This is a genomic window from Brevibacillus dissolubilis (assembly GCF_006170445.1).
GTDB lineage: Bacteria > Bacillota > Bacilli > Brevibacillales > Brevibacillaceae > Brevibacillus_B > Brevibacillus_B dissolubilis.
The window spans coordinates 26,192-37,985 of the sequence record NZ_VCNA01000007.1; the positions used below are offsets into that span (position 1 = coordinate 26,192).

At 50.9% G+C, this 11,794-nt stretch carries 10 protein-coding genes; 8 read left to right on the forward strand and 2 right to left on the reverse strand.

Annotation, left to right across the window (positions count from 1 at the left end):
* The first annotated feature begins 7 nt into the window (after positions 1 to 7).
* Entirely contained in the window at positions 8 to 943 is a 936-nt protein-coding gene (locus FGI41_RS14215) for an RluA family pseudouridine synthase (protein WP_139491017.1), read from the forward strand.
* 155 nt (positions 944 to 1,098) lie between these two features.
* On the opposite strand, the gene FGI41_RS14220 is transcribed toward FGI41_RS14215, so the two are convergent.
* Both FGI41_RS14220 and FGI41_RS14225 read right to left on the reverse strand, forming a co-directional pair.
* A complete protein-coding gene (locus FGI41_RS14220) occupies positions 1,099 to 1,587 on the reverse strand; it encodes an RrF2 family transcriptional regulator (RefSeq protein ID WP_139491018.1) in 489 nt (162 codons plus the stop codon).
* 85 nt (positions 1,588 to 1,672) lie between these two features.
* On the reverse strand, positions 1,673 to 2,287 hold the full coding sequence (locus FGI41_RS14225) for a succinate dehydrogenase cytochrome b558 subunit (protein ID WP_139491019.1): 615 nt from the start codon (positions 2,285 to 2,287) through the stop codon (positions 1,673 to 1,675).
* 251 nt (positions 2,288 to 2,538) lie between these two features.
* On the opposite strand from FGI41_RS14225, the gene FGI41_RS14230 reads away from it, so the two are divergent.
* The 7 genes from FGI41_RS14230 to FGI41_RS14260 all read left to right on the forward strand — a co-directional run bounded on the left by FGI41_RS14230 (position 2,539) and on the right by FGI41_RS14260 (position 11,762).
* On the forward strand, positions 2,539 to 3,162 hold the full coding sequence (locus FGI41_RS14230; RefSeq protein WP_139491020.1) for a TetR/AcrR family transcriptional regulator: 624 nt from the start codon (positions 2,539 to 2,541) through the stop codon (positions 3,160 to 3,162).
* A gap of 67 nt (positions 3,163 to 3,229) precedes the next feature.
* Positions 3,230 to 4,471 (forward strand): efflux RND transporter periplasmic adaptor subunit, encoded by a 1,242-nt coding sequence (locus FGI41_RS14235; protein WP_139491021.1) that lies wholly within the window; start codon positions 3,230 to 3,232, stop codon positions 4,469 to 4,471.
* Positions 4,468 to 7,572, forward strand: coding sequence for an efflux RND transporter permease subunit (locus tag FGI41_RS14240; RefSeq protein WP_139491022.1), 3,105 nt, complete (start codon positions 4,468 to 4,470; stop codon positions 7,570 to 7,572). The genes FGI41_RS14235 and FGI41_RS14240 overlap by 4 nt, the downstream gene beginning before the upstream one ends.
* 136 nt (positions 7,573 to 7,708) lie before the next feature.
* Complete coding sequence (locus FGI41_RS14245) at positions 7,709 to 9,007, forward strand: HD domain-containing protein (RefSeq protein WP_139491023.1); 1,299 nt, start codon at positions 7,709 to 7,711, stop codon at positions 9,005 to 9,007.
* Positions 9,000 to 9,515, forward strand: coding sequence for a YwgA family protein (locus tag FGI41_RS14250; RefSeq protein WP_139491024.1), 516 nt, complete (start codon positions 9,000 to 9,002; stop codon positions 9,513 to 9,515). The genes FGI41_RS14245 and FGI41_RS14250 overlap by 8 nt, the downstream gene beginning before the upstream one ends.
* Positions 9,516 to 9,739: 224 nt before the next feature.
* Positions 9,740 to 10,687: a hypothetical protein gene (locus FGI41_RS14255; protein ID WP_139491025.1), complete on the forward strand. Its 948-nt coding sequence runs from the start codon at positions 9,740 to 9,742 to the stop codon at positions 10,685 to 10,687.
* A 10-nt stretch (positions 10,688 to 10,697) separates the two neighbouring features.
* Positions 10,698 to 11,762, forward strand: a complete 1,065-nt coding sequence (locus tag FGI41_RS14260) for an S-layer homology domain-containing protein (protein ID WP_176560279.1) — start codon at positions 10,698 to 10,700, stop codon at positions 11,760 to 11,762.
* Positions 11,763 to 11,794: the final 32 nt, after the last annotated feature.

Genomic DNA, 11,794 nt, shown 5'->3' on the forward strand with positions numbered 1-11,794 from the left:
TTCAAACATGGCAGAGAAAAAATGGCTGGAATTCGTTGTCACCGATGCAGAAGCAGGTATGACTGTCGAACAGATTGCCCGTGATAAGCTTGCTGTCTCTGGACGGATGCTGCAACGGCTGACACGCAGCAAGGGGATCCAACTCAACCGCAAAGCGCCTTTCCTCAAGCGTCAGGTCAAAGCGGGAGATACGGTCTCTGTACGCATTGCCGATCAGCGTGAGCGGTTCCCGGAAGAGACACCACCACCGTTGCCGGGTCAAAAGCTGGATGTGGCCTTGGATGTGCTGTATGAGGATGATTTTTTCATCGTGGTCAACAAGCCGTCTGGGATGATGGTACATCCGGTGAATGAACGGCAGACGGAGACGCTGGTACACGTCCTGCAGCATCACTGGCTGTTGCATGGACAGATCATCAAGCCGCATGCGGTGCACCGCCTCGACAAAGAGACGACCGGTGCTGTCCTGATCGCCAAAAGCAGCTATGCCCATCAGCTGGCTGACAAGGTGCTGCGGGAAGGCGGTCTGGAGCGTAGCTATCTGGCTGTGGTGACAGGCTCGCTTGAACAGGATGCAGGTACAATCGATGAGCCGATTGCAAGAGATGCCGTGCATCCGACCAAGCGTCAGGTACACCCCGCAGGTGAGCCGTCCGTGACCCACTACCGTGTGCTTGCCAGATCCCAAGCCTGCTCTCTGGTGGAGCTTCGCTTAGAAACGGGCCGGACGCATCAGATCCGCGTACATATGGAGTCGCTCGGACATCCGGTCGCGGGGGATACGCTATATGGCGGCAAGAAGCTTGGCTTCAAGCGTCAGGCGTTGCATGCGCAGCGGCTTTCCTTTGTCCATCCGGTCACCAGCGTGGAGCTGTCCTTTACCGCTGGATTGCCTGAGGATATGAAGAGCTTTATCACGGATGTGTTTCAGGTGTCTGTGTAATCGGATTACCGTTTTCGTACAAGTAAAAACCCGTTCACGCCTCCCGTGCTATGGTGCAGGGGATAGAGGGAACGGGTTTTTTGCTGTGCGGGATCGGCTCTCTGGTGCCGTGCCTTTGCGGATCAGATCAGATGCTCCCGGAATCTTGCTCGGCATCACAGCGGGCTGCCCAGCAATTGCTCGATTGCCTTCAGCCGGACTTCCTCATCCTCGATCTGAAACCGTTTGATCGCCACATCGGCCATCTCTGCCACGGTTTTGCCGCGCAGGTGCTCATACATCTTCTCCTCGGCTTCCCACATGGTCATGTGGACTTCGCACATGCCGGGAACGGGAACATAGCCTTTTCCCTTGGTGCGGATTCCGGCGCATTGAAACATATGAGAGCGTCCATTGATCGCGAGAAACACATCATAGAAGCTGATCTCCTCCGCAGGCCGGGCCAGATGGACGCCGCCTTTGCTGCCGACGGTGCTGTTGACCAGACTAGCTTTGGTGAGCTGGGTGAAGACTTTGGCCAGATAGGTAGGGGTGACTCCTAGGAGGTGGGCTAATTGTTTGATCGTCAGCGTCTTTCCCCGCGGGACCAGGGACAAAAAGACGAGACTGTGCAGCGCATACTCAAGACTCAAGGAATTCTTCATCGTCGGGTGCTTGTCTCCCTCCTCATCCAATTACCGTCATTGTAACAAAGCGAAGAGAATCCGACAATTACGACGTGTATTGTCGTTAAGGAATGAATGCGAAGAGAGCACGTACCCCGATCACCGATACGACGACAAACAGCCCCATCGTCACATAAGTCGCCATCCGCTGGGAACGCGGCCCCACCGTAATCCCCCAGTGTACGAGAAACGACCACAGACCATTGGAGAGATGAAACACCGCACTGAGTAGCCCGACGAGATAGAACGCCACCATCCACGGATTCTGCAGAATATCCGCCATCATTTGATAGTCCAGTGACTTGTTGCCAAGTGCGTATTGAATCCGCGTCTCCCACACATGCCAGACGATGAAAGCCAGCGTGAACATCCCGGTGATCCGTTGCCAGAAAAACATCCGGTTGCGGAAATGCCCATAGGCCCTGGTATTATGCTTGGCGATAAACGCGATATACAGTCCATATCCCGCATGATACAGGAGCGGCAGATAGATCAGTACGGTTTCTAGCACGATCAAAAACGGCAGGCTCTCGGCCATCTCGACCGCTTTGTTAAAGGCTTCTTCCCCCCGAGTCGCCTGGTAGTTAATCATCAAATGCACCAAGAGATAAGCCCCAACAGGAACCAAGCCCAGTAAAGAGTGCCATCTCTGCATCCAAAATCCACGTGTGTTGGCCATCACCAACGCCCCCTTTTTAAATTACGACAACTTATATCGTAATTGTATTAGTTTATAATATGCATTGTCAATCGTTGGATAAAAATAATGGCTGTGGTTCATTTGATCCTCATACCTTCATCAGCAGATTTTTCTTCGCGTGTCGAAATATTTTGTGAGTGCAAGTATTTACATGCATCCACGTACAGAGATATAATTCTCCTGTGAAAATCAATAGCAAGTAAGTGCTTGCATGTTTGGAGGAGCTAAACATGTCACACGAAGGACCAATTTCGTCTCCAGAGGGGAGAGGGGAAGAGCAGGAGACCCGACACCGCATTCTGACAGCAGCCCGCGAACTGATGGCCATGCGTGGCTACAAGGGAGCAACGACGCGTGCGATTGCTGAGATGGCCGGGGTCAATGAAGTGACGGTCTTCCGCCATTTTGGCAATAAAGAAGGGATTCTGTCTGCGATTGTGCAGGAGATGACGGCAATTCGTCCATTGCTGCAAGAGACCCTTGAGGCCGAATACCCGACCCTCCGAGAGATGCTGATCCAGTACGGCAAGACCTTTGTGCAAAAGCTTAACGATGAAAAAGAACTGATGATGATCAGCATGCTCGAAGCGCTGAATCGTCCTGAACTGGGATGTGCGTTTACCGGGTTGCCGATGATGGTCGAGGAAGAGCTGGTCAAGAAGCTGACAGAGTATCAGGAGCGCGGACTGATTCGCCAAGCCGATTATGTCGTGCTGGCCCACATGTTTGTAGCCTCTTACATTACTGCGTTCATCGTGTTATACCGCATGAAGGATCAGTGTTTTCCGATCACCGAGGAACAGATGCATGAGCAAGTGGCAGATATTTTGGTGATGAGTTTGGAAAATCAGTGAAATAATGTAATGGTTACAACGTATTTACCTAAGTAAACGAAATAGTAATTGGGGAGAGAAATACGAGATGAATAAGAAATGGCTTACCGTTGTCTTATTGACCAGCGTACTGGGGACTACATCAGCCTGTAGCAATGCAAGCGAGCCGGCGGCCGGGCAACAAGTGGCAGCAGAGGTGAAGAACGTCGCAGTCCTTGCCGTAAAAAAGGAACAGCAGTCACGAATTTCGGAGCTGTCTGGAACCTTGCAGCCGTTCGAGGAGGCGACGGTTTCGTTTGAAGTGGGGGGACGCTTGACCGAACTCAAGTTCAACGAAGGGGACAATGTCAAGGCAGGGCAGGTTCTGGCCCGCATCGACTCTGCTGATTATAACCTCCAGCTGGCGAAAGCCAATGCAGGTGTCAACCAAGCCGGAGCAAGTCTGGAGCAGGTGATGAACGGTGCGCGTGAGCAAGAGATCGCCACCGCCCAAGCCACCGTCTCCAAAGCAGAGATCGGCTACAAGCAGGCACTCGACGCATTCAACCGCACCGCCAAGCTGTTCCAAGAAAAGGCTGTCTCACAAAACGATTACGAACTAGCTGAGAACCGGCTCAAGCTGGCGGAAAAAGACCTGCAAACCGCCAAGGAAGCACTCTCTCTGACTACCCAGGGCGCTCGTCAGGAAGTCAAAGACCAGACCCGCTCCAGCTACAATCTGGCTGTCATCAGCAAAGACCAAGCCGCACTCACCTTAGAAAAAACCCAGCTTAAAGCACCGATCAACGGCACCATCATCGCCAAGCAGACCTCTGTCGGCCAACTGATCAATGTCGGCACGCCTGTCTATCAGATCGCCAAGGTAGATACGCTCAAGGTGATCCTGCCAGTGCCAGACCGTGACATCTCTGAATGGAAAGTGGGCAATGCCGTCATCCTCAACCTCTACGGAGACAGCCGTGAAGGCAAAGTAACCAAGATCCATCCAGCGACCAACCAAAGCACAGGTACAATCGGTGTGGAAGTAACCGTACCGAACACCAAGCAGGATTGGTACACCGGCCAAGTGGTCAAAGCCAGCCGTGCGATTCAAGGGGCTGTTGGGATCTACGTGCCGATCGAAGCTGTGATCAGCACCGGAACAGAGCCGTATGTATTCGTGATGCGGGACGGGAAAGCCATCAAGACGCAAGTGAAGCTGGGTGAACTTTTTGATAACAAAGTAGAGATTGTCTCTGGTCTTAACGAAGGAGACCAACTGATTGTAAAAGGCATGGATCGCTTGTTTAACGAAGACCTCGTGCAAGTGGCAGGGGGTACCAACAAGTGATCGAATATATCGTCAAAAAGCGAAAAATCACTGTTCTCTTTTTTATCATGATCGTGATTATGGGCGCTTTCACCTTCTTCCAGCTGGCGAAGCAGGAGAACCCGGATATCATCGTCAACATGGCGACGGTCGTTACACCGTATCCGGGCGCATCTCCTGAAAAAGTGGAGCAGACCGTCACCAAAAAAATCGAGTCCAAAATCAAAGAAGTCCAAGGCATCAAGTACATCAACTCCACCTCCAGCCTTGGGATCTCCTCGATCATCATCGCGGTTACGGACGATGTGGATTATAAGCAGACATTTGATGAAGTACGCAAAAAGGTTAAGGATGCCGAGGCTGACCTGCCGGATGATGCCAACCAGCCGATCATCAATGATGACCTGAACCGTTCTTTTATCCAAAGCTTTGCAATTTACACCGACACGCCTGAGCAGCTCGTTGAGATGCGAGATTTGTTCAAGGAATGGAAGGACCAGCTGCGCACGATCAAAGGGGTGGCAGACGTAACGGTGCAAGGGGTTCCGGAAATGGAAGTCCGCATCGATATCGACACCCAGAAGCTTCAGTCATACGGGCTCTCCTGGGGTCAAGTCATGCAGGCGGTCAAGGCACAGAATGAGCGAATTCCGCTCGGCAATCTTGACTCCAAAAACCGCAGCTATCAGTTGAAGATCAAAGATCTCAATGAGGTCGAGAAGCTTAACAACGTGATCATTTCCCGCAGTCAGCAAGGCTACCCGATCTATCTGCGGGACATCGGAACCGTACAGTTCGTTCCTGAGAAGATGGAGTACTACTCCTACTACAACGGCAAGCCTTCTGCGACGATCAGCATCAACGCAGAGACCGGAAGTGACGTGCCAAGTGTCCACCAGCGCGTCATGGACATGACAGACCGTCTTGAGAAGAATCTGCCAGCCTACGCGAAAAAAGAGTTGATCTATACCCAAAACGAACGGGTACACGAGCTGTTCAGTGACCTCTCCCGCGAGATGATCATTGCCGTCATCGCCGTCCTGATTGTATGTACACTGGGTCTGAACCTGACGACTTCTTTTGTGGTGGCATTGGCGATACCGATCTCGCTTGCGGTAGGGATGATTTTCCTTCCGTCGCTTGGCATCACGCTCAACATGATCTCCATCGTCGCGTTGATCATCGTACTGGGGATTCTGGTCGATGACGCCGTGGTGGTCAACGATAACATCGAGCGCCGACTCTCTGTCTTGGGAGAGAAGCCATTTGAAGCAGCGGTGCGCGGTTCCAAAGAGGTGTCCATCTCCATCATCACCGCAACTCTTGCGACGATTGCTTCATTTGGCCCATTGATGTTCTTAAGTGGCAACTCCGGACAGTTTATCCGTCCGGTACCGATGCTCATCACGCTGACCATGCTGGCGTCGATGATCATGTCACTGACTATCATCCCAATCTTCCGCCAATGGCATGAGAGCCGCAAAAAAGGCAAAACAGATTACCGCAAGCCAGCAGGTCTGTTGGGTAAGCAGCTGAACAGCCTGACCAACTGGTACGCAACCGGCGTCATGCCGAAGGTGCTCAAGCGCCCGCTCTTCGTCGGGATGATCGGGGTTATTATCGGTACATCCGGGTATGTGCTGATTCCATTTACCCCGGTTCAGCTTTTCCCGGATGCAGGGCGTCCAGAGTTCATGGTGAACGTAACGACACCATCTGGTACCAGCGTCGGGGAGACCAACCGTCTTGTACAGGAAGTGTCTGCTTGGATTCAAAAGCAGGAAGGGATTGAAAAAGTAGCTTCTTACGCAGGTGGCGACGCACCCAAAATGTTCGGGGGAGACACTGCCAATGGTTCAGGTGCCAATGCTGGACAGCTTGTTGTCATCGCCGAAGAGGGTACCCAGGTAAGCGAGCTGATTGAGCCGTGGACCCAAGAATTCAAGACCATGTTCCCTGGTGCCAGCGTCTATCCAGAAGCACTCCAAGCCGGTCCGCCGGTTGGTGATCCGATTGTCATCCGCATCTATGGAGAAGAGCTTGAACAGCTTCGCACCGTAGCGCAAGAAGTAAAAGATAAAGTAGCCAAAATCCCAGGTACGTATGACGTCAAAGACAGCTTCGGGATTGAGCAATACGCGCTTGAATTTGAAGTGAATCAAGAAATGATGGATCAGAAGCTGGTCAACTATACCGAACTCAGCCGCACCCTCCGTCTGGTGACAGATGGGATTAAGGTAAGTGAGTTTGACAGCGGAAAAGACTTGTATGACATCAATCTTTATCTGAGCAAGCAGGATGAAGACCCGTCCGTCCTAATCCAACGCTTGACCGTCACTAATGCGATGGGGCAGCAAATCCCTGTTTCCCAGGTGGCTGATGTGAAGCCTTCTTTTAGTATCAGTGAAATCGCTCACCGTGACTTGGCTCGCGCTGTGGCGATCACAAGCCAAGTCAGAGACCGCACTGCTACAGAAGTCATCAATGAGATTAAACCAATGCTCGACAAGATGGAGTTGCCGGAAGGCTTCCGTTATGAATTCGACGGGGAGACCTCTGAGCAGACCGATATTTTTATCGACATGGGCAAACTGTCTGTCATTGTATTCTTCCTGATCATCATCCTGATTGCGATGCAGTTCTACTCGCTCAGCATTCCGATTCTGGTGATGAGCACGGTCTACCTTGCTACAGCGGGAAGTATGATCGGTCTGTTCATCACCCGCACTCCGCTTGGTTTTATGACCATGATGGGTGTTATCTCGCTTGCGGGGATTGTCGTCCGTAACGGGATCGTCTTGATCGAGTTCATCGAAGAGGCACGCCACGCAGGTGTACCGCTCAAGGAAGCGGTCATCCAAGCATGTGAAGCACGTCTGCGTCCGATCCTGCTGACCTCGATGACAGCGATTGCCGGGCTGTTGCCGCTGGCCTTTTCCGGGGATGCACTCTTTACCCCGATGGCGGTCACCATCATCTCGGGCCTGCTCTTCTCTACACTGTTGACGCTGATCGTCGTACCGTCCTTCTATACGGTAATGGCCCAGCGCAAACAGAAGAAGCTGGAGAAGAAAATGGCGAAATATCCAGAGCGTTACGCTGAGTCCAATCTCGAAGCATAAGTCATTTTGCATCTGTGCAAAAAGTCCTCGTTCCTTCTTTGTCGAAGGGTAGGGGACTTTTTTCGCCCGATGATTTGGTATAATGATGGGTATTGGAAAATGATACGCAATGCGAAACGAAGGAGGGAGTATCGTTATGCAAGAACCGCAGCTCTTACATGAAGAAAAAGTATTCAAAGACCCTGTACACCGCTATGTCCACGTTCGGGAAAAGCTGATCTGGGACTTGATCGATTCTCCTGAGTTTCAGCGCTTGCGCCGGGTACGGCAGTTGGGGACAAGCTATCTGACCTTTCATGGAGGCGAACACAGCCGGTTTAACCACTCGCTGGGAGTCTATGAAATCATGCGTCGAATCTTGGAGACGTTTGAGGGACGGGCTCAGCTCAGCCGCGAAGAGAAGCTATTGTGCATGTGCGCTGCCCTGCTCCATGATGTGGGTCACGGTCCATTCTCGCATTCTTTTGAAAAGGTGTTCCGCTTTCATCATGAGGACTGGACGCGCGCGATTATCACAGGGGAGACCAAGATCAACCAGATCCTGCGTCAGATGGGGGATGATTTCCCGCAAAAGGTCTCCGATGTCATCGCGAAAACCCATGACAACAAGTTGATCATCAGCCTCATTTCCAGCCAGATCGATGCTGACCGTATGGATTATTTGCTGCGCGATGCCTACTACACCGGGGTGAACTACGGGAATTTTGACATCGAGCGGATTCTGCGCGTCATGCGGCCGCATGAAGACGGCGTCGTGATCAAGGCCAGCGGGATGCACGCGGTGGAAGATTACATCATGTCCCGCTATCAGATGTATTGGCAAGTCTATTTTCATCCGGTTACCCGCAGTGCAGAAGTGGTGCTGCGCAAGATTTTCAAACGGGCGCAGGAGCTGTATAAAGAGGGCTATCCGTTTGCCATTGAGCCTAAGAATTTCTTGCCGTTTTTTGACGGGAAGATAAAACTTTCGGACTATTTGGCGTTGGACGAGTCGGTTGTATACTTTTATATGCATCAATGGCGGATGGAATCCGACCAGATTTTGGCCGACCTGTGTGCAAGATTTTTAGACAGGAATCTCTTACAATACGTCGAATTTAATCCGATGCAATTTAAGATAGCAGAAGAGATCAGGCAGCTGTTCCGTGGAGCGGGCATTGACACCGACTACTATGTGGAGGTAGATTCCACGTCTGATCTGCCGTATGATTTTTACCGTCCGGGCAAGGATCAGGAGCGCATCCCGATTATGCTGCTCATGCCCAATGGTGAGCTGACAGAGTTGTCCCGAAAATCAGAGATCGTCGAATCGATCTGTGGTAAGCGCAGGTTTGACTACAAGCTGTATTACCCTGAAGATACATTGAATGAACTGCCGGTGGAAGTGGCTATGAAGATCAGAGAACGTCTAGGAGTTGTGATGTCGGATGCTTAAAGAACACGCCAAAATCATGCGTCTTGTCGAAATTGTCGGCGAGGTGAAGGGACGCAAGAAGCTGCAGAAGATGGTGTATATCGCCAAGAAGATGCAGGTCGATTTTGAGGAGCGTTTCGAGTTTCATATGTTCGGACCTTATTCTGAGGAGCTGACGCTTCGGATGGATGAGCTGTGCAGCCTCGGGCTGGTGGACGAGCAGTGGGAAACCAAAGGAGCCATCGAGGTGTATCGTTACACGCTCAGCGACGTGGGACACGATTTTTTACGCTTTCATGAAGTGGAGCTGGGTATGGGCGAGGCCCTGATCACCCGCATGAATGGAGAGAATTCACGCTTTCTCGAATTGGTCTCTACGATCCTCTACTTCGAGCACCTGTCTTATGAAGAGATGAAGAACAAGGTGTTCACCCTCAAGAGCAAACAGAAGTATACAGAAGAAGAGATCCAAAAAGGTCTCATGTTCATCGAAGAACTCAAGCAGATGTCACAGGCTATCGTCCAATAACATCATAGAAGATAGATTTTTAGGATAAAACAGATTGGTCAAACGCGGCCAATCTGTTTTTTTGTCCCAACATGATGCGCCATAATAGAGACGAAAGAAAAAACTTGGGAGAATGGGGTGGTCACTTACAGGGAATTTGTTTATGATTTTCCATATGATGATGGTTCGTGAGGTGGGTTAGGTTTTGCAGATGAAGAGCGGTCTGGCAGAGGGGGAGGTTCTGCATGGAGGAAAAAGCACGGTATGGAAGTGGTTGTGAGCCCGCAGGAGCGGTGGTGGAGGGAATGGAAAGGGGTGTTGTATTGGTGGCGGCTGGTTCGGGTATCAGATTCAATTCGGATTCAGACGTGGATTCAGATGCGGCCTCCAAGTCAGCTGCAGGACAGGCTGAGGCAGTCGTTCCGTCCGATACTGATTTTGAACGGATTGTGAGAGTCGCTCCTGTTATTCCTGGTAGGCATCCTGATAGGAATTCTGATAGGGATTCTGTTAACAGAGAGGATAATAGGAAACGCAGTGTAGGCAAATGGGTGCTCCTCGTTGCCGTGACGATGCTGTCTTTTGCTTGCGGAAGTGTCGTGACCAGTCTCTGGTACGGCAGCGAAGGGAGCGGCTATGGTGTGGGGATCGATTCGGTCTTTGCCAACGGGTCTGCTGAGATGGCGTGGGTCAGGTTACACGGGCTGACATGGGGGGAGGAACAGCTGCATGAGCCGATTACGCAGGCTGAATTTTTACGGATTGTGCTGATGACACTGAAGATCCCAGAGACGCCGGGAGCTACTCCAAAAGGTGCGGAAAACCACAAAGCCGCCAGCATCTACGCGACAGCCAAGGCCCATCAGCTGATCGACTGCTCCTGTCAGATCAAGCCGGATGAGCCCATCACGGCAGAGGAGGCAGCCAGGTTCATCATGCTGGGTGTGAATGGCCGGGAGAAGCGGCAGGTGCTCGGACTGCGGGACGCGGTCGCATGGGTGTCGTGGTCTGATGATTTGGATGTTTCGGATGCTTCGGATGGAAAAGAAGTGGGGAGAGCCCCAACCCAAACGCAAGGACAGACACCTGGTTTAGGGAAACAAAAGAGCCTGCTGACAGAAGAGGCGATACATATGATGCAACGATTAGAAGAGGTACTAGACAACGAAAAAGAATCGAAGGGAATGAAGTAGGATGAAACGAATGAAGTGGGTTACGAAGACGGCAAGGATGTTGGTGGTGACTGCGCTGGTGGTAGGGAGTCTGGGGATTGGCGGGCTAGGTGGGATTGACCCTACGTCAGAAGGGGGAGTACCTGTTGCAAAAGCCGCTGTTCCATCCAAGACGGGGGCAACAAGTGCGGGGAAGCCTGTTACCGCGAGTGCGACCAAACCGGTTGCCAAGCCCTCTGACTACAGCCAACACTGGGCGAAGGATTGGATCGATTGGTCGATTAATAACAAGCTGATGTGGAAGTACGCCGATGGTACATTCCGACCAGATGAGACCGTGACCCAAGCACAGTTTCTCTCTGCATTGGTAAAAGTGCAGGGGTTGAAAGAGAAGTCCCCGCATCCTCCAACGGCTAAACACTGGGCCAAAGATGTGTATGAGATGGTCGCAAAAGCAGGATGGTTTACGCCGGATATCAAGGTGAATCCGGATGGGAGGATTACAAGGTATGAGGCTGCGGCGTGGATTACGAATGCGTGGGGGCATAAGACGTATGATCCGTTGCAATTTACCTATAAGCGCAATTTGATGGAGGCAAGCTATAAGTTTCAGCGGGGATTGTATAGTTCGGGTAATCGAAAGGCTAGTTCGGATTATAATTATTATTTTAAAATGGCATTGCCAGGGGATAAATTTACGAGGGGAGAGGCAGTTCATACTTTATTCTTGATTAATGATATCCGTAAAGACTTAATTGAAGCACAAAATTGGTATTTAGAGTTTCAAAAATCCCTATACGTAAAATCAGGGAAAGTATATGGCAAAGTGCCCAATAATATACCGAAAGAAGCAAGTAAAAACGGAGTGGGTGTGAGTTTTCATCCGGTAAACGTAAAACCAGACGGCTCGAACATACTTGTTTTAAATAGTGGACAAGCATTTTCTGTTCCTAGTAACGGGAAAATTATCATGCAGGGAGGGCATTTAGGAAGACCAACTGTATTGTTCGTTTGGAATCTTCCTAATCTACAAGCCATTGATGAGCAGAATCGGGTATATAGTAATTCAAATATCTGGAACAATAGAAATAAATGAGAACAAGTAAGTGGAGAATTATTATTGTTATC

Coding starts and splice junctions, on each gene's coding strand:
- FGI41_RS14215 (WP_139491017.1), top strand. CDS start 8: ATGGCAGAGAAAAAATGGCTGGAATTCGTTGTCACCGATGCAGAAGCA.
- FGI41_RS14220 (WP_139491018.1), bottom strand. CDS start 1,587: ATGAAGAATTCCTTGAGTCTTGAGTATGCGCTGCACAGTCTCGTCTTT.
- FGI41_RS14225 (WP_139491019.1), bottom strand. CDS start 2,287: ATGGCCAACACACGTGGATTTTGGATGCAGAGATGGCACTCTTTACTG.
- FGI41_RS14230 (WP_139491020.1), top strand. CDS start 2,539: ATGTCACACGAAGGACCAATTTCGTCTCCAGAGGGGAGAGGGGAAGAG.
- FGI41_RS14235 (WP_139491021.1), top strand. CDS start 3,230: ATGAATAAGAAATGGCTTACCGTTGTCTTATTGACCAGCGTACTGGGG.
- FGI41_RS14245 (WP_139491023.1), top strand. CDS start 7,709: ATGCAAGAACCGCAGCTCTTACATGAAGAAAAAGTATTCAAAGACCCT.
- FGI41_RS14250 (WP_139491024.1), top strand. CDS start 9,000: ATGCTTAAAGAACACGCCAAAATCATGCGTCTTGTCGAAATTGTCGGC.
- FGI41_RS14255 (WP_139491025.1), top strand. CDS start 9,740: ATGGAGGAAAAAGCACGGTATGGAAGTGGTTGTGAGCCCGCAGGAGCG.
- FGI41_RS14260 (WP_176560279.1), top strand. CDS start 10,698: ATGAAGTGGGTTACGAAGACGGCAAGGATGTTGGTGGTGACTGCGCTG.